Raw genomic sequence first — 16124 nt, 5'->3', positions numbered from 1 at the left:
GTCTTTAATGCAAGGCAGTATATATTTTCATTCTATAATATAGAAGTTTGCTAGCACTACATACGGAGGCAGTATCACTGCTTGTTCAAACTGATTTAACAAGTATTTATCTAGTGAAAGCCCTACAGTAAGGAGTTTAAACATGAAATTCCATGAATTTGGGGATAAGAATTTACCTCCTATCTTACTAATACACGGTGGTGGCAGTTCTTGGTGGAATTATCTTCGTCAAGCACGAATCTTGTCAAAAGAATACCGTATTATTCTACCCACTTTGAATGGCCACGGTGAGGAATATCAACTTGATTATGTTTCTACTGAAGATTCTGCTTTGGAGATTCTAGACTATATCAAAGCAAACTGTGGTGGGAAATTGTTTGCAATCGGTGGTGTTTCACTTGGTGGTCAAATTGCCATGGAGCTTTTGTCTTTAGATAGTGAAATTGCTGAGAAGGCCATCATAGACGGAAGCCTCTGTATTCCTCAACCAAGGTTAGCTAAAATCAGTATCTTTCTAGTGTCTCTATTTGATAAACTGATGTTCAATAAATTCTCTTGCAAACTTCAGTTAAGCATGATGAACAAACTCTATCCTAAACTGGCTTATCCAGAGGAAATAAAAGCTTATTATTTAGAGGATTTGCCAAGGACGCCTGTCAAAACATTGGTGACCATTTACAAAAACTATATGGGGCATTACAAGCTGAAAAATATGATTTCTGCTAGCAAGGCTCAGGTTCTGTATATCTATGGTGAAAAAGAATTGAACTGTGTGAAAGAATCAGCGAAATTATTTCATCAGCTACATTCAAATACAATTTTGTATGAGGCAAAGGGCTATAACCACGGCTATTTATCAGCTTACCTGCCTCATGAGTGGATTGATTTGGTGGTGCCATTTTTAAAGAGTGATTCATTAGAAATGTGTAACGAATCCGATATGCCATAAGGAGGAATCTGATGCTAGGAGCAATTATTGGAGATATTGAAGGTTCTGTTTACGAATGGAACAATATCAAAACTCAGGATTTTCCTTTATTTCGTGAGGATTGTTTTTCACGGATGATATGGTAAGTCCGAACCGCTGAGAGTGTGAGTTTGTTAGTGAAACATAGTTAATCCTCAAACTAAAGAAACTAAAACTCCATTATTTTGTGATGATAACCTAAATTGACTTTAAGGAGGTGAAATATTGATAGAAAGCAGACCTGTGTTTGAAAAAATCTCATCCTTTGATGAGTTTAATAAATACTATTGGTATCGTGATGAACTTTTACAGATATGCAAGTCATTAGGGATTGAAAATAGAGGTACCAAACAAGAACTCAATCATATTATTGAGCAGTACTTTAAGGGGAATTTGATTAAAAAATCATCAATAAAAAGAAAAAAGAAACAAGTAGAAGTCCTTACCTTAGACACGCCCTTACTTGAATGTGGATTCTCCTTTAATACACACTTTAGAGAATATTTCTCAACTTTAACAGATGTTTCGCCATTTAAATTTACTGCTGATATGGCTACAGCTTGGAGAAAAGTAAAAAGAAAAAATGATTTGAGTTTTACAATCCAAGATATGCTAAAAGTTTATTATGGAAATTCAGATTATGCCAAGTATGACCATTCAGTTTGTCAATGGAATCAATTTTTAAAGGATTTCTGTGCAGACGAAAATAGTCGTAATTACTCGAATAAATTAAAAGTGGCTTCTATCCTATGGAAAGAAGTTCGAAATTCAAGTAATGAAAAAATTTATTCAAAGAATCTTTTGAGTGAATATGCTGGTAAAATAAAAGAATATGGCGAGTAGATTAGTCAGTATAAACCAATAGTTCACAAGGAGGAATTTTATGCTAGGAGCAATTATTGGAGACATTGTAGGTTCTGTTTACGAGTGGGACAATATCAAAACAAAGGACTTTCCTTTATTTCGGAAAGACTGCTTTTTCACGGATGATACGGTTATGACCTGTGCTGTTGCAGAAGCGATTATGAATGGGGGACAAAAGAATGACTTTATTGACGCTATGAAGAAATATGGCAGAATGTATCCGAATGCTGATTATGGTGCTCGGTTTAATGCATGGCTAAACAGCGATAACCGTGAGCCTTATAATAGCTTTGGGAATGGATCAGCTATGCGTGTTTCTCCCTGTGCTTGGGTCATGGACTGTGGTTTTTATGCAAGAACTGGTATGTGGCCATCATCTAGAGGACTTGCAAGCCTTTCTGCAGAGGTAACTCATAACCATCCAGAAGGTATCAAAGGTGCCATGGCTACAGCTGATGCTATTTTTCTATGTCGTTTTTACTTTGGTGGTTATTGTAGCGAATATGGGCAACCAATCAATGACAATCCTACCGAATGTAAAAAACGTATTAAGGATTATATTGAGAAGGAATACGGCTACAATCTATCTCAAACTTTAGATGAAATTCGCCCTACATATCGTTTCAACGAAACTTGTCAGGATACTGTCCCTCAGGCCATTATTGCCTTTCTTGAAAGTACAGACTTTGAAGATGCGATAAGAAACGCCATCTCACTTGGTGGCGACAGTGATACACTTGCTGCAATCACTGGTAGCATAGCAGAGGCAGCTTATGGTATTTCTGATTGGATAAAGGATAAGGCCTACTCTTACTTGGATGAACCCTTAAAGGATGTACTAAGGCGATGGGATAATAAGGTTGATATAAAATAAAAGAGTTTAAATCTACAGTACTTCATATTTCGTTTTTCTATATTTTCATTGTATAATGGGAATACGTTTAGTTGCATAGGATGAAATGTAACTATTTCTAACGGATTTCGAGGAGAAAATCAATGAAAAAAGCAATGTTGATTATCAACCCTACCTCTGGTGGGGAGAAGGCTTTGGATTACAAAGAAAAGCTGGAGAATAAGGCAAAAGATTATTTTGAGCTCGTGGAAACCAAAATTACAGAAAAAGCGTTGGATGCAACACATTTTGCTGAAGAAGCTTCTCGTGAACAGTACGATGCAGTAGTTGTTTTTGGTGGAGACGGTACTGTCAATGAAGTTATTTCGGGAATCGCTGAGAGAGACTACATTCCTAAGTTAGGGATTATCCCTGGTGGGACGGGTAACCTCATTACAAAACTTTTGGAAATCAATCAAGACATCGATGGGGCAATTGATGAACTGGATTTTGATTTAACAAATAAGATTGATATCGGTAAAGCAAATGATAACTATTTTGGTTATATCTTTAGTATCGGTTCTCTTCCTGAGGCGATTCACAATGTTGAAATCGAGGATAAGACAAAATTCGGTATTTTAGCTTATGCTGTAAATACCATGAAGTCTGTCATGACGGATCAGGTCTTTAATATTAGGGTTGAAACAGAAAATGGAAATTATGTTGGTGAAGCTAGTCATGTTTTGGTTCTCTTGACAAATTACTTCGCTGATAAGAAAATCTTTGAAGAAAACAAGGACGGCTATGCCAACATTTTGATTCTGAAAGATGCTTCAATATTCTCCAAATTATCCGTTATTCCTGATTTATTGAAAGGCGATGTTGTCGCAAATGATAATATCGAATATATTAAAGCTCGCAATATTAAAATCTCTTCAGATAGTGAATTGGAGTCAGACGTTGACGGCGATAAATCGGATAACCTACCTGTAGAGATTAAGGTACTGGGCCAGCATATTGAAGTATTTTCAAAACCGAAAGCGTAGAAGGTAAAAATTAGTTTATTATTCACAACGAAATTAAGTTCTATATCAACGATTGGAGGAGGAATGAATTCTCTATTTGATGAATTTCGAACAATTTGTTCTCATTTAAACCAAATCGGAATCACACCGACGCTCATGGGGTCCTTGGGTTTTGAATACCGTTCAAATGAAGAATGGAGGCCGTCTGACATTGACATTCATGTGCCTGGTGATCCTAGAGGTTGGGAAGCACCTGATCATCTCAGAATTTATGAGTGGAACAAGATAATGAAAGTGATGAAACACTTAGGCTATGCCTTAATAGATATTCATGAGCATGAATTCAAAAAAGATGGTCTGAGTGTTGAATTCGGAAGTATCGATTCTTTACCTGATTTTGCAGGAGTTTCGGAATCGGATATAGAGCTGGTTCATCTCGAAAACATCACTTTTCGCGTTCCAAGTTTGGAACAGTTTTTAAGTATTTACAAGGCTTCTTCCCAAGATTCTTATCGAAATGAGCACAATAACAATAAGGATTTTAAAAAAATTGAGTGGCTGGAAAGACATTTGTAAATCTATCTTTCTTTACAACCATTAAAATTCAATTAAATAATATAGATATCTCAAAATATTTAATTAGTTTCAAGAAAGTTTTATTAATAGATATTATTCATAACATAGTGCTTAATTTAGTGTTTTTATAAAATCGGAGGGATTGATTTGTCAATTTTAACAGAAAAAACAGAATGGCTCTGGAAAAAAAATCAGGGGCTATGGCTTAAAGAAATTGTTAAATATATTGAAGCAAATGATTTAGTTGATTATAATTTTCAGGACAATAACGAATGGACTTCTAGAGATTATGAACAGTCACCTTTATGCCAGATAATTTGGGGAGAAATAGTTTCCAGTTACCTTTCTAAGAAATTCGGCGAAGAGTACACATATTTAATAAATAGGTATTATTTAACAGTACAAAGCGATACGAAAAGTTTTCGTTTTCTCTTTGATGTAATGAATAATGGTAAGGCAGCATATAATCCTTCTTATAGGACCAAAGATAATAGTAATATTATATATAAATATCATTATATTGGTAATTTTACCCCTATTCCAGGTAATGTTCCATTAAAGCGAAGTTTACAATTTAGTCACAAAGTTTTTCAAGAAGATTGGAACAAGATGATAGAGCATATTAGAGATCGTTGGAATGAATTTAAGTTTGATTTGACGTTTGATGAATATATTGAGATGACTTTTCAAACCGATTATTATTCAAACAAAAAATTTAATAAGATTAGTGGAAAAGAAGATATAAAAAATATGATTATTTCGAGAGGCAAGCTAATAGAAGGACGGTTAAAAGAGCTAATTTAAAATTAAGTATGAACTATTTAAGCAGAGTTTAGAAAAAAGTTTAAAATTGAAAAGCCTTTTTTAAGGCTTTTTGTATACTTAAAAAGATAGTTCTTTTAAAAATGGACTATTCTTGCAAATAGTTTACAAAAATAGTATACTGGATTTATTAATTTTGAAAACGCTTGCGTAAAATTTGGATTAAAACTTTAGGAGACAAATTGATGGAATTAAGTGCTATTTACCATCGACCTGAGTCGGAATATGCCTATCTTTACAAGGATAAGAAACTTCATATTCGGATTCGAACTAAGAAAGGGGACATTGAAAGCATCAACTTGCATTATGGTGATCCTTTTATTTTTATGGAAGAATTTTATCAGGATACGAAGGAAATGGCCAAGCTGACTTCTGACGCTTTATTTGACTATTGGCAGGTTGAAGTTTCCGTTGACTTTGCACGTATTCAGTATCTATTTGAACTCAAGGATACAGAAGGCCAAAATATTTTGTATGGCGATAAAGGCTGCGTTGAAAATTCTCTAGAAAATCTTCATGCTATTGGAAATGGCTTTAAGTTCCCTTATCTTCATGAGATTGATGCATGCCAGGTTCCTGACTGGGTTTCAGAAACGGTATGGTATCAGATATTCCCTGAAAGATTTGCTAATGGAAATGCTCTATTAAACCCAGAAGGGACTTTAGCCTGGGATTCCTCTATCACACCTAAAAGTGATGATTTCTTTGGTGGTGATTTACAAGGCATTATTGACCATCTGGATTATTTGCAAGACTTGGGCATTACTGGACTTTATCTCTGTCCTATCTTTGAATCTACGAGCAATCACAAGTACAATACGACGGCTTATTTTGAAATTGACCATCATTTTGGAGACAAGGAAACCTTTCGGGAACTGGTTAAGCAAGCTCATCAGCGTGGTATGAAAATCATGCTGGATGCTGTATTTAACCATATTGGTTCGCAATCTCCTCAATGGCAAGATGTTATCGAACATGGTGAGCAATCTGCTTATAAAGATTGGTTCCATATTCATCAATTCCCAGTGACGACTGAAAAACTAGCCAACAAGAGAGAGTTGCCTTATCATGCTTTTGGTTTCGAGGACTATATGCCTAAGCTAAATACGGCCAATCCAGAGGTCAAGGATTATCTTTTAAAGGTTGCGACTTATTGGATTGAAGAGTTTGATATTGATGCTTGGCGTTTGGATGTGGCTAATGAGATTGACCATCAGTTCTGGAAGGATTTTCGCAAGGCAGTATTAGCTAAAAAACCTGATCTTTATATCCTAGGAGAAGTCTGGCATACGTCTCAGCCTTGGCTAAATGGCGATGAGTTCCATGCCGTCATGAATTATCCTTTATCTGATAGTATCAAGGACTATTTCTTACGAGGTGTTAAGAAGACCGACCAGTTCATAGATGAAATCAATGGCCAGTCTATGTACTACAAGAAACAGATTTCAGAAGTGATGTTTAATCTCCTAGATTCGCATGATACAGAGCGAATCCTGTGGACGGCAAATGAAGACTCTCAACTGGTCAAATCAGCCTTAGCCTTCCTCTTTTTACAAAAAGGAACACCGTGTATCTATTACGGAACAGAGTTATCCTTGACAGGAGGACCAGATCCAGATTGTCGTCGTTGTATGCCTTGGGAACGTGTATCAAGTGACAATGATATGCTGAATTTCATGAAGCGGCTGATTAATATTAGAAAACAAGCGTCACCAACCATTCAGCATGGTAAGTATAGCCTAAAAGAAATCAAACAAGATGTAGTATCTCTGGAATGGACATACGAAGGACGGGACCTTAAAGCTATCTTTAACCAATCAAAAGAAGATTATCATTTACAAAAAGAAGCAGTAGCACTAGCAAGCAATTGCCAAGAATTGGAGAATCAGCTTGTCATCTCTCCAAAAGGATTTGTGATTTTTCATTAAAGTACAATTATGAGCGACAGGAAAGTTGTAGTATAGAGAAGATTTTACAAACAGACTAATTGTCGTCTTGCTACAATTGGTATATAATTTAACTTAGAGAAAATAGGAGGACTAATCTAATGGAATTAAAAGATTTTACAGAAAAAGAACAGGAAATGATTAAGAAGGGGCTCACTACGTCTAAGATTAGTGACAAGGAAACTGCTGAGAAGATTCTTGCACTCGTCCCACAAGACTTGATTAAGCGAATCCCGTTTTTCGTCAGAAAACATGCTACGACACGTACGATTAAACGCATTTCAATTGAACACCCAGAACTCTACGCTGCAGCTCAAACAAGTGGTGAGATTCCAGAAAAAGAACGCGAAGAATTGCGTCAGATTATCACGACTATCTTTGAACAAAAGATGAATAAACATAGTATTAAGTAGAGAATGAAAAAATATTTTATTGGCGGATTGGGAAGCAATGTCTATCATAGCAAGGATTTTCTTCAAGAACTAGATTCGCAGGTCTGTTTTCTAAATCCGTATGAAAAGCATCTTCGAGATGAAACAGAATTGAAAGCATGGTTTAAAAAGGAAATAGTAGAGGGAGAATCTATCTGTCTGATAGGCAATTCTCTTGGAGGGGATTTGGCTCGTTATCTCGCATCGGAATTTCATGAAGTGAAAAAACTGATTCTTTTGGATGGAGGCTATCTAGATTTAGATAAGATTTTACCTTTAGATACAGAGTTAGAGGAAGCTAAAAACTATATTGAATCTCAAGTTGTTTCGGACTTAAATCTTCTTATTTCTAAAGAGAAATCTGAAGCAAAGCATTGGTCAGAAAATATGGAGAAAGCCGTAAGACAGTCTTATCACTGGAATGCGGAGTATGATAGATATGAGTTAGCTATAAATTATGAAAATATAGAAGCTATTCTTCGACTACGGCGGAAAATACAAGCTTTTAAGAGAGAAGTGGGGGATACCTTATTTATTAGTCCTCGCTATCCTAATGAAGCTACATGGAGAGAGGAAGCCCTAAAAGAATTGCCAGACTATTTTGATACCATTTTTCTAAAAAACTTTAGTCATGAGCTTTATACTGAAGCACCTAAAGAAAGCGCTAGCCTAATTAATGAGTGGATCTCTTGTTCTCATTGAGCTACTTGTATTACTTGAAATGGTATAAGATTTAAAATAGCGGCATTAATAACTTTTCAAAACTATAATATTTATTGACTCTGATAGAGATTGTTACGGAAGCGAATTATCCTGCCATTGTAATTACCGCAATTATTTATTTTAATACAGAAAAGGAGAAAATAAGATGGTCGTGAAAATAAGAAAACAAGGAAATTCAATCACTATTCCAAGTGGTGTAAAATCGGAAGAATTGGGTCAGCAGGTTTCCTATGTATCTGATGATGCCTTTGACTTAAATGTAGATAAAATCTTTGACAGATACGACGATGTTTTCAAAGCTTTGCTGGAAAAATAACAGTATAATTGACAGAAAAGCAAATTGAAAAAATAAATGCTTTAGCAATTCAGTGTTATTCTCCAAATAAGGAAATTCAGACAGTTAGTCCTTCGGCTTTAAATATGATTGTCAATTTACCAGAACAATTTGTCTTTGGGAAGCCTCTTTATCCAACAATTTTCGAAAAGGCAACGATACTATTTGTCCAATTGATAAAGAAGCATGTTTTTACCAATGCTAATAAACGAACTGCTTTCTTTGCTTTAGTAAAATTTCTGCAATTACATGGCTATCGTTTTACTGTTTCGGTTGAAGAAGCGGTAAATATGTGCGTGACTATCGCAGTAGAGTCCTTAACAGATGAAAGCTTAACAACTTACGCCAAATGGGTCTCTGAACATTCGTTTAGAGTTAATGGAAAAAATTAAGCTCAAATATTTAATTCTTGTAAGTATAAAAATAGATAAAGAGACTATATTAGAAATCTGTCATGCAGAAACTTATATTGTTTCTTTTTATTGATGAGTGAGAATTTTCGATGTCTTCCTACATCTCATATATCAAAAAACGAACAGGCTCTTTTTCTGTCATTCAGAAGAGAACTTGTTCGTTTTGTTATTTATGTTTTTATCTCGTTTTTCAAAACACTCGATACACATAGGGATTTTCTGGTTTATCGACTTTGGTAAAGCTATCGATTTCCAAGGTTGGGAGGTTTTGTTTAAGTTCTTTATGGTAGTGATTGACCAGTTTTCCTTTAGCTGTAATCCAGGTGTTGTTTTCATATTGACGGGTATTTCCCTTGGTCAGCAATCCATACACACCCGAATCTGCGATACAGTGAATAATGCCGAAGCGGAATAGAAATTGGCTATTGGCATGACTGGGGTCATTGTAGACAAAGCCTGTGAACTGGACTGTCTTGCCCTCAAACTCATCTGGATAGTCGTATATGGCTTCCATGACTTCCATATAGTTTTCATTCGTAATCTGAATGCTATCTTGGGACAAGTATTTATCTGCCGCCGTTCGCATTTCCTTTTCATAGGCTGTTTTTGAGAAATAAGAACTGGTATCTGGTTTCAAATATTGGCTTGTCGTTCCTTCACTGATCTGAATGGCTTGATCCGTTCCTTCTGATAAGGGGAAATGATAACCTTTAGCAGAAACGGTTTGTGAATCCAAGCTAACAGTTGGGAAAGTTAAACCAACGACAATTGGAATAGCCAGAAGAGCAATACTCGTCACCTTCGCTAATCGGTTGTTCAGATGACTGTGGGTTTTGACTTGCTTCATCCAGATATACAATTGAACGATTGCCAAGATAAAGGAAAGCACTATAGAAATATAGGCCAAATAGGAATAGTGCATGTTGATGTACTGGTTTAATTTGCCCGACAAATGAAGATAAATGGTCAGTTCAAAATAGCCAGCTAAAACTAAAAATCGAATCATAGGATGACTCCAATCAAGAGAGAATAGACTAAAACAACCAGAGTTACAATCGTTATGAAGTGACTGATAAATCGTGCTTTCAAGTAATTTTTCATCATGAGAATATTTTTGATATCCAGCATTGGGCCAATGACGAGAAAGGCTAAAACTGGTGCCAAACCGAAACTCGATAGAAGAGAAGCGCCGATAAAGGCATCCGCCTCACTACAGAGTGAAAGAAGAAAGGCCAAAAGCATCAAGAGCAAGATGGCAAAAAGAGGGGTCGCACTGATAGAGGTCAGAATTCGAGTTGGAACGTAGACCTGTATCATGGAGGCAAAGAGACAGCCAAATACCAAATAACGTCCCGTATCAAAAAATTCATCAATGGCTTGCACAAAGACTTGAAACACTTTTTTTGCAGAGCTCAAATGAGAAAAATCATGTTCATGACAGGCCATACGATTTTCTTTTTGAATCGGTTCTTCCCAGAAAAATCCTAGAAAAATCCCTAGTATCACAGCCACAACGATGGACCCTAGAGCTCGTAACAGGGCAACATGGAAGGAGTTGCCAAAGGCAGAATAAGTCGCAAAGAGTACAATGGGATTGATAACAGGTGCTGTTACAAGAAAGGGAACCGCTGTGTAACTGGGAACCTTCTTTTCCAGAAAACGATTGATGATGGGGACTATTCCACATTCACAAGAGGGAAAAAGCATCCCAACGAAGGTCCCCAAAAAGATTCTCCCCCAACGATTTCGAGGAAGAAAATGATAAACTTTTTCAGGAGTGATATAGACTTCAATCACTCCTGAAAGAATACTTCCTATCAGTACGAAAGGGAGGGCTTCAATGATAATGGAGAGAAAAATGGCTCCAGTCTGAAGCATACTAGATGGGAGTTGTTGGAAAGCAGTCATCTAGTTTTTCTTTTCTGCTTTGGCTTTTTTCTCTTTGTCATCAGGGAAAGTGACTTGTTTCAAATCAGGGAGTTTCGCAAACTCTTCAAACATTTTGTCCAAGTCGTCTCGTTTTGTAAATTTTACAGCCATAGGTGTACCTCGATTCTAAATTCTACCTCTATTATACTATTATTTTGAGGAAAAGGGAAAAGTTAAAATTGAGTATCTAACGAATCATAGAGTTTGATATATCCTGATATACACTATGATTGTGATATAATAGTTGTGGAATAACGGAGGAAATGATGGATCACGAAAAAATCGGTCAGGTTACCGACGAAGTAAAAGAAATTTTTAATATTGTTCTTGAAGCTAGTGACATCAAGGTCAACAAAGATGGTTTAAGAAGCCGTATGTTGAAACGACATCATAATGATGTAATTCATCATATCGAAGACCTAGAACTTATACTAAGTAATCCAGATTTCGTTGGGGTCAATCCACGAGAGAAAGATGCTAGTTTTGAATATGTTAAAAGATTTGATGATAATGTTCTTGTTGCCATCAAGTTACATAAGAGTAGCGATTTCTTTTATGTTCCGACCATGTATCGCTTGCAAGATTTCAAGTTACAAAGTCGTATCAAATCTGGTAGATTGAGAAAGCTTGACAAAAAAAGTAGTTAGTGCTAGAATAACATTAATGAAAGACATTTGAGGGCAGAAAGGTTCCTGTCGCACCTTGCAAAAGGTATCTGAGATGCTGGGTACACCGACCAGCCAAGTGTCCGTTATTCCAAGGGAGGGGCTTAAATGCTCCTTTTTTATTTAAAATTTCAAAATAGATTACACCCACCGCAAGTTCAGACTGGCGGTTTTTTATTTCTCAAAAATACGCATTTTGAACGATTAGAAACAGAAAATTTCAATCCTATTGTTCAAAAAAGCGTTTTCTTGAAGAATAGGGTGGGAGAATCGTGGCGTATTATTGTCAAAAATAAAAACAGTGAAATTAATCACTGATCCTTTTGTAAACTATTAGAATTAAATTGTAATCTTCTCAATAATACTGGTCCCAGAACTGGCTATTATGTCTGATCCATTAAATACTTTTGATATCATGACTTGGTTAAAAAAAGGCGGCAATGCTATATAAATAATACGTTATTTGCACCATAGAATATTGAGATGAAGCAAATTTATTCTCCACATATTGTTTTTAAATACTGTAAGAGCTAATTTGAAACGATTAGCTTATGGTATAATAGATTCATGGATAAAAAATATGAAAAAATCTCTCAGGATTTGGGAGTGACGTTAAAGCAAATTGATACTGTTCTAAGTTTGACAGCTGAAGGGGCGACAATTCCCTTTATCGCGCGTTATCGCAAGGACATGACTGGTAGTTTGGATGAGGTGGCGATTAAAGCCATTATCGACTTGGATAAAAGCCTTACCAACCTCAATGACCGTAAGGAAGCTGTTTTGGCTAAGATTCAAGAACAAGGAAAGTTGACCAAGGAATTGGAAGAGGCTATCCTAGCTGCCGAAAAATTAGCAGACGTAGAAGAACTCTACCTTCCTTACAAGGAAAAGCGTCGGACCAAGGCAACCATTGCCCGTGAAGCTGGACTCTTTCCTCTTGCTCGTCTGATTTTGCAGAATGTAGCTGACTTAGAGAAAGAAGCTGAGAAGTTTGTTTGTGAAGGATTTGCGACTAGCAAGGAAGCCTTGGCTGGTGCAGTTGATATCTTGGTCGAAGCCTTATCGGAAGATGTCAATTTACGTGCTATGACTTATCAGGAGGTGCTGAGACACTCTAAACTAACTTCTCAAGTTAAGAATGAAAGTCTTGATGAAAAGCAGGTTTTTCAGATTTACTATGATTTTTCAGAGACGGTTGGAAATATGCAAGGTTATCGAACCTTGGCTCTCAATCGTGGGGAGAAGATAGGTATCTTGAAGATCGGTTTTGAACATGCGACGGATCGTATTCTAGCTTTCTTTGCTGCTCGTTTCAAGGTAAAAAATGCCTATATTGATGAAGTTGTTCAGCAATCTGTTAAGAAAAAAGTCTTGCCTGCTATCGAGCGCCGTATTCGGACAGAATTAACTGAAAAGGCAGAAGAAGGGGCTATCCAACTCTTTTCTGACAACCTGCGAAATCTACTCTTGGTTGCTCCGCTGAAAGGGCGCGTGGTTCTTGGATTTGACCCAGCCTTTCGTACAGGTGCCAAGCTAGCCGTTGTTGATGCAACTGGGAAAATGCTGGCGACACAGGTTATTTATCCTGTCAAACCAGCATCAGCTCGTCAAATCGAAGAAGCAAAGAAAGATTTGGCAGATTTGATTGGTCAATACAGTGTAGAAATTATTGCTATCGGAAATGGGACGGCCAGTCGTGAAAGTGAAGCCTTTGTGGCCGAAGTTCTTAAAGAGTTTCCAGAAGTCAGCTATGTTATCGTCAATGAAAGCGGTGCTTCTGTCTATTCTGCCAGCGAACTTGCTCGCCAGGAATTTCCAGACTTGACCGTTGAAAAGCGCTCTGCTATCTCAATCGCCCGTCGCTTGCAAGATCCCCTTGCGGAATTGGTCAAAATCGATCCTAAGTCAATCGGTGTCGGTCAATATCAGCATGATGTCAGTCAGAAGAAACTATCTGAAAGTCTGGACTTTGTCGTGGATACCGTGGTCAACCAAGTCGGTGTCAATGTCAATACAGCCAGCCCAGCTCTTCTTTCCCATGTCGCTGGACTCAATAAAACCATCTCTGAAAATATTGTCAAATACCGTGAGGAAGAAGGGAAAATCACTTCACGAGACCAAATCAAGAAAGTTCCTCGTCTGGGGGCCAAGGCCTTTGAGCAGGCTGCTGGTTTCCTCCGTATCCCTGAAAGTAGCAATATCCTTGATAATACAGGAGTTCACCCAGAAAACTATGCTGCGGTTAAGGAGCTCTTCAAACGCTTGGATATCAAGGACTTGAATGAAGAGGCCCAAAGCAAACTCAAATCCCTATCAGTCAAAGATATGGCGCAAGAGCTAGACCTTGGTCCCGAAACTCTTAAAGATATTATTGCAGACCTTCTCAAACCAGGTCGAGATTTCCGTGATTCCTTTGACGCACCTGTGCTTCGCCAAGATGTCCTAGATATCAAGGACTTAGTGGTTGGTCAAAAGCTAGAAGGCGTGGTGCGTAATGTCGTTGACTTCGGTGCTTTTGTTGATATCGGAATTCACGAGGATGGCTTGATTCACATTTCTCATATGAGTCGCAAATTTATCAAACATCCCAGTCAAGTGGTGTCAGTTGGAGATTTGGTGACCGTTTGGGTTAAGAAAATTGATACTGAACGTGAAAAAGTCAATCTGTCGCTCCTGGCTCCAAATGAAACTGACTGATTACGCCAAGCAGGTTTCACTAGAAGACTTCGGCAGACCTTTTATCCATCAAGTCCAGTGGAATAGGCGTCTACGTTCGACAGGTGGGCGATTTTTCCCAAAAGATGGGCATTTGGATTTCAACCCCAAAGTTTATCAGGAACTGGGTTTGGATGTTTTTAGAAAAATTGTCCGACATGAACTCTGTCATTATCACCTCTATTTTCAAGGGAAGGGCTATCAACACAAGGATCGGGATTTTAAGGAACTTTTGAAAGCAGTGGATGGATTACGTTTTGTACCATCCTTGCCTAATAGCAACTCTAAAACAATCAGGATCTATCGTTGCCAATCCTGCCAGCAAACTTATCAGCGTAAGCGAAGGATTGATACCAAACGCTATCGTTGTGGAGTTTGTCGAGGAAAGCTATTACTAGTAAATCAGTCTGAGGACCGATGAAGGCCAAGCCTATCCGTGATATACTAAGTCTAACCTAGCAGAAAGAGGAAATAACATGAACAGTAAATTTTATAAAATGAGACGAAATCGCATGATTTCAGGAGTTCTGGCAGGTTTGTCAGACAAGTGGAACTTTGATGTTACCCTTGTTCGTTTCTTGTTTGCCATTTTTACAGTCGCAAACTTTGGACTCGGTGTGATTATCTATATCATCCTAGCTTCTGTCATGCCGACTAAGGAAGAAATCGAAGCAGAGATGTATGGAACAGGCCCACGGAAACGCAAAGAAGCCCAAGTCATTGACGATAATGAAGGCTGGTTTTGGTGAGGTAGAGACAGTTATTTTACTGTTATTCTATAAATTCGACTAATCTATTTTAACATTTCTTGAACCCTTGTATCCGCAAGGGTTTTCTTCTTGCTTTCTTTTTGTGGTAAAATATTTTTAATGAAATGGCTACATTTCCCCTAATCTTACAAAAATGTAAGATTAAAGTCTCTTTTGTAAGGTTAGGTTATGGCAAGCGGTCTTTTTTTGATGTAAACTAGACTCATAAAGAACAAAGGAGTAACATCATGAAACAAATCTTACATAAGAAAACTAGAAAACCAAGTCACAAAGAAATCGAGCGCGTTCAGCTGGGATGCGCTATGATGCAAGCTACATTTCATTTGATGGGATATTAAGAAAGGAGATTCTCATGACACTTTTAGATGTAAAACACGTTCAAAAAATTTATAAAACTCGTTTTCAGGGCAACCAAGTAGAAGCCCTCAAGGACATTCACTTTACCGTAGAAAAGGGTGACTACGTTGCCATCATGGGGGAGTCTGGTTCTGGTAAATCCACTCTTCTCAATATCCTAGCTATGCTGGATAAACCAACTCGTGGTCAGGTTTATCTGAATGGAACTGATACCGCAACCATTAAAAATTCACAAGCTTCTAGCTTCCGTCGTGAAAAGCTGGGCTTTGTCTTCCAAGACTTTAACTTGCTAGATACCCTGTCTGTTAAAGACAATATCTTGCTTCCGCTTGTCTTGTCAAGAAGACCCATTACGGAAATGATGAAAAAATTGGTGGTGACAGCTGAGAATCTAGGCATCAACCAATTGCAAGAGAAGTACCCTTACGAGATTTCAGGTGGGCAAAAACAGCGTGTAGCAGTAGCACGCGCTATCATTACAGAACCTGAAATTCTTCTTGCAGACGAACCGACAGGAGCTCTTGATTCCAAATCATCTGCAGCCTTACTTGATGTGTTTGACGAAATCAATGAGCGTGGTCAAACCATTCTCATGGTAACTCACTCAACGGCAGCAGCCAGCAGGGCTAAGCGTGTACTCTTTATCAAGGACGGCATTCTTTACAATCAAATCTACCGTGGAGAGAAGACAGAGCGTCAGATGTTCCAAGAAATCTCTGATACCTTGACTGTCATGGCAAGCGAGGTGAATTAGT

At 37.5% G+C, this 16124-nt stretch carries 19 protein-coding genes and 2 pseudogenes; 18 read left to right on the top strand and 3 right to left on the bottom strand.

Annotated elements, in window-relative coordinates; genetic code table 11:
* The first annotated feature begins 142 nt into the window (after positions 1 to 142).
* From SK642_RS05015 to SK642_RS04965, 12 genes and pseudogenes are all read left to right on the top strand, one after another.
* Entirely contained in the window at positions 143 to 949 is an 807-nt protein-coding gene (locus tag SK642_RS05015; RefSeq protein WP_033683626.1) for an alpha/beta fold hydrolase, read from the top strand.
* An 11-nt stretch (positions 950 to 960) separates the two neighbouring features.
* Positions 961 to 1056, top strand: a pseudogene (locus SK642_RS10040) (ADP-ribosylglycohydrolase); the annotation flags it as partial.
* Positions 1057 to 1192: 136 nt separating this feature from the next.
* Positions 1193 to 1810 (top strand): SAP domain-containing protein, encoded by a 618-nt coding sequence (locus SK642_RS05010; protein ID WP_033683625.1) that lies wholly within the window; start codon positions 1193 to 1195, stop codon positions 1808 to 1810.
* 40 nt (positions 1811 to 1850) lie between these two features.
* Entirely contained in the window at positions 1851 to 2705 is an 855-nt protein-coding gene (locus SK642_RS05005; RefSeq protein WP_033683624.1) for an ADP-ribosylglycohydrolase family protein, read from the top strand.
* Positions 2706 to 2827: 122 nt separating this feature from the next.
* Positions 2828 to 3709: a diacylglycerol/lipid kinase family protein gene (locus SK642_RS05000; protein ID WP_033683623.1), complete on the top strand. Its 882-nt coding sequence runs from the start codon at positions 2828 to 2830 to the stop codon at positions 3707 to 3709.
* 63 nt (positions 3710 to 3772) lie between these two features.
* Positions 3773 to 4264 (top strand): nucleotidyltransferase domain-containing protein, encoded by a 492-nt coding sequence (locus SK642_RS04995; protein WP_033683622.1) that lies wholly within the window; start codon positions 3773 to 3775, stop codon positions 4262 to 4264.
* Between the two features lie 147 nt (positions 4265 to 4411).
* The gene (locus tag SK642_RS04990) at positions 4412 to 5068 is read left to right on the top strand and encodes a hypothetical protein (protein ID WP_033683621.1); all 657 of its coding nucleotides are present in this window, start codon (positions 4412 to 4414) and stop codon (positions 5066 to 5068) included.
* Positions 5069 to 5271: 203 nt separating this feature from the next.
* The gene (locus tag SK642_RS04985) at positions 5272 to 7014 is read left to right on the top strand and encodes a glycoside hydrolase family 13 protein (protein WP_033683620.1); all 1743 of its coding nucleotides are present in this window, start codon (positions 5272 to 5274) and stop codon (positions 7012 to 7014) included.
* Positions 7015 to 7133: 119 nt separating this feature from the next.
* Positions 7134 to 7445: a hypothetical protein gene (locus tag SK642_RS04980; RefSeq protein WP_000420556.1), complete on the top strand. Its 312-nt coding sequence runs from the start codon at positions 7134 to 7136 to the stop codon at positions 7443 to 7445.
* 3 nt (positions 7446 to 7448) lie between these two features.
* Positions 7449 to 8165, top strand: a complete 717-nt coding sequence (locus tag SK642_RS04975) for an acyl-CoA thioester hydrolase/BAAT C-terminal domain-containing protein (RefSeq protein WP_033683619.1) — start codon at positions 7449 to 7451, stop codon at positions 8163 to 8165.
* A 166-nt stretch (positions 8166 to 8331) separates the two neighbouring features.
* Positions 8332 to 8502, top strand: a complete 171-nt coding sequence (locus tag SK642_RS04970; RefSeq protein ID WP_033683618.1) for a hypothetical protein — start codon at positions 8332 to 8334, stop codon at positions 8500 to 8502.
* 8 nt (positions 8503 to 8510) lie between these two features.
* Positions 8511 to 8912, top strand: a complete 402-nt coding sequence (locus SK642_RS04965; RefSeq protein WP_235230855.1) for a type II toxin-antitoxin system death-on-curing family toxin — start codon at positions 8511 to 8513, stop codon at positions 8910 to 8912.
* 211 nt (positions 8913 to 9123) lie between these two features.
* Here SK642_RS04965 and SK642_RS04960 read toward each other — a convergent pair whose 3' ends face one another.
* From SK642_RS04960 to SK642_RS11060, 3 genes are read right to left on the bottom strand one after another with little or no spacing between them, the layout of a single operon-like run.
* The gene (locus SK642_RS04960) at positions 9124 to 9939 is read right to left on the bottom strand and encodes a TIGR03943 family putative permease subunit (RefSeq protein ID WP_033683617.1); all 816 of its coding nucleotides are present in this window, start codon (positions 9937 to 9939) and stop codon (positions 9124 to 9126) included.
* Positions 9936 to 10841 (bottom strand): permease, encoded by a 906-nt coding sequence (locus SK642_RS04955; RefSeq protein WP_033683616.1) that lies wholly within the window; start codon positions 10839 to 10841, stop codon positions 9936 to 9938. Before SK642_RS04955 ends, SK642_RS04960 begins: the two co-directional genes overlap by 4 nt.
* Positions 10842 to 10973: an SPJ_0845 family protein gene (locus SK642_RS11060; RefSeq protein ID WP_000268685.1), complete on the bottom strand. Its 132-nt coding sequence runs from the start codon at positions 10971 to 10973 to the stop codon at positions 10842 to 10844. It lies immediately after the preceding gene.
* Positions 10974 to 11128: 155 nt separating this feature from the next.
* On the opposite strand from SK642_RS11060, the gene SK642_RS04945 reads away from it, so the two are divergent.
* The 6 genes and pseudogenes from SK642_RS04945 to SK642_RS04920 all read left to right on the top strand — a co-directional run bounded on the left by SK642_RS04945 (position 11129) and on the right by SK642_RS04920 (position 16123).
* On the top strand, positions 11129 to 11509 hold the full coding sequence (locus SK642_RS04945; protein WP_033683615.1) for a hypothetical protein: 381 nt from the start codon (positions 11129 to 11131) through the stop codon (positions 11507 to 11509).
* A gap of 385 nt (positions 11510 to 11894) precedes the next feature.
* Positions 11895 to 11978, top strand: a pseudogene (locus tag SK642_RS10920) (acetyl transferase); the annotation flags it as partial.
* A 116-nt stretch (positions 11979 to 12094) separates the two neighbouring features.
* Positions 12095 to 14224: a Tex family protein gene (locus SK642_RS04935; protein WP_033683612.1), complete on the top strand. Its 2130-nt coding sequence runs from the start codon at positions 12095 to 12097 to the stop codon at positions 14222 to 14224.
* Positions 14211 to 14663 carry a SprT family protein gene (locus SK642_RS04930; RefSeq protein ID WP_033683611.1) on the top strand — a complete coding sequence of 151 codons (453 nt, stop codon included), beginning with the start codon at positions 14211 to 14213 and terminating at the stop codon, positions 14661 to 14663. Before SK642_RS04935 ends, SK642_RS04930 begins: the two co-directional genes overlap by 14 nt.
* 55 nt (positions 14664 to 14718) lie before the next feature.
* Positions 14719 to 14991: a PspC domain-containing protein gene (locus SK642_RS04925; RefSeq protein ID WP_033683610.1), complete on the top strand. Its 273-nt coding sequence runs from the start codon at positions 14719 to 14721 to the stop codon at positions 14989 to 14991.
* Positions 14992 to 15364: 373 nt separating this feature from the next.
* Positions 15365 to 16123: an ABC transporter ATP-binding protein gene (locus tag SK642_RS04920; protein WP_000173372.1), complete on the top strand. Its 759-nt coding sequence runs from the start codon at positions 15365 to 15367 to the stop codon at positions 16121 to 16123.
* The last annotated feature ends 1 nt before the right edge of the window (position 16124 follow it).

The organism is Streptococcus mitis (assembly GCF_000722705.1).
Classification (GTDB): Bacteria; Bacillota; Bacilli; order Lactobacillales; family Streptococcaceae; genus Streptococcus; species Streptococcus mitis_P.
The sequence above is the reverse complement of the archived record's forward strand: the minus strand, read 5'-3'. Positions and strand labels throughout refer to the sequence as shown.